A 1,708-nucleotide genomic window follows, 5' to 3' on the forward strand; every position below is an offset into this window, starting at 1 on the left:
AGTCAGTCAAGACTTTGTGGAGAACATTTTTTCGGTTCACTACGGGTGTTGTCAATCACTAGTTAGCGAACCATTTTCAGGAATTGATATCGTAAGCGCTTTCGGACTCTCATCCCTCATCTTGAGGTGATGATATTGTATTCCATTTTTTTACACCCAACCAAAATCCCGAAGCGCCGACAACGCTCGATGGATCGGCGTCCCGGATGACCGCTGCAGACACGGTAGATTCTGACGCACCACATCTGCCCACAACCGTCCTGCCTTCCGTTTGGCCTGTTCAACCCGCTTGGACTTCGTCGAGGCCGAGGCTGCCGTTCGGGTCTCTTCTTCCTCCACCAACTGCCCATTTCTCCGCCAAATCCCGTCGATTCGGGCTGCCATCGCCCTCAGAAACGCCCGAAGCCCTTGGTCTTTCCAGCTGCGGCGGGATTTCACCCGATGCGCAAACCGGCTCATCACGCTCTCGGCGTGGCCCATCGGACGCATGCCGGTCGTCTCCACCCCTTGCTCCGACAGCCACTCCCGATAGTCCCGGATGCATCCCGGCATCGACTCGATCCGGCGAATCAAGGCGGCCAGCTGTTGTTCTTTGCCTTCGTCCTCCAACGTGCCGACCGCGCTGTTCAGCTCCACCAGAAGCCCCTCTTCGTCTTGTTTCGCCAGCTTCTTCCGCACCTCCCGCCAACGCGGATGGCCGGACAGACACTGACGCAGCTCCCGCGCCACATGAAATCGATCCAGCTGAAAGCACGCCCGCTTCCCAAAATACTCCCGGCAGGCCGTGATCCACGACGCCGCGTCGCCGTTGATGATCAAAAGGTCCCGGCACGGATCATAGGCATATTCGTTCATCAGCCACTCTTCAAACCGTTCCCACACGTCTCCCGCCCCTTCATGGAGGTAGTGGCGCCGGTTCACGAGCTCGAGCTGCGAACCGTTTCGTTTCCATCCCTCGTGAATCGCCAGGATTTTCTCTTCTTTCGCCCGTTTCCCTTTCCCCTGGCGGGAAATGAACAGCCCATCCGCCTCCACAAACAGCACTCGGCCGTGCCGTTGGGAAACAGGGTGGTGCAGCGAGACAGGGGCCTCCAGCACCAGTTGGCGAATCGCCTCGTGGCTTAGGACCGCATACCCCACGATCGACTCCAACGTACGGGCCGCTTTGCGGTAGGAAGAGCACTCTACGGCCAACTCGACCGCCGTTTCCTCGAGGCAAGGGCTGATCGACTGCGCTCCATCAAAGCCCAGTTCGGCATCCAGCAAGAAGGTATACGCCCCCGCCTGCCGATCATAGTAGTAGTTCCGTCGAAACGTCACTTCTCCAAACAGCGTTTGGATCGTGGTCGGCCGTTTGTCTTTCAGCTGATACCGGCGCTTGTCCCGCGCTTCCGCCAGTTGTTGATCAATCTCCTCCAAAAGGGCCGCCAACAAGACAGCGAACACCTTTTGAAGAGTTCTGACGAATTGTTCCTCCAGCTCTTTTAATAAAGGCCATTCTGTGGTAAGATGTTTCATGGACTCTCTCCCTCCTGTTTTCGGTTGATGTTGACAATCACCATCATAGCAGGGAGAGAGTCCTTTTTGCATGACATTTGCTTTTTTCTACCGCGCTTCGCTTGGTGGCCCCGACGAGCGTCGCGAACAAAAGTTCGCAACCCTCGTCGGGGATCATTTCGGAATGTCACCCACAAATATTTTACTCACA

The 1,708-nt window shown here is 56.4% G+C and carries 1 protein-coding gene; it reads right to left on the reverse strand.

From position 1 onward, the window contains the following. Positions 1-150: 150 nt before the first annotated feature. Positions 151-1,518 carry an ISLre2 family transposase gene (locus GJ1_RS17345; protein WP_066235135.1) on the reverse strand — a complete coding sequence of 456 codons (1,368 nt, stop codon included), beginning with the start codon at positions 1,516-1,518 and terminating at the stop codon, positions 151-153. Positions 1,519-1,708 lie beyond the last annotated feature (190 nt).

It is taken from the genome of Geobacillus jurassicus NBRC 107829, assembly GCF_001544315.1.
Classification (GTDB): Bacteria; Bacillota; Bacilli; order Bacillales; family Anoxybacillaceae; genus Geobacillus; species Geobacillus jurassicus.

Excerpts from the sequence above, each read along its gene's own strand:
- GJ1_RS17345 (WP_066235135.1), bottom strand. The coding sequence starts at position 1,518 with ATGAAACATCTTACCACAGAATGGCCTTTATTAAAAGAGCTGGAGGAA.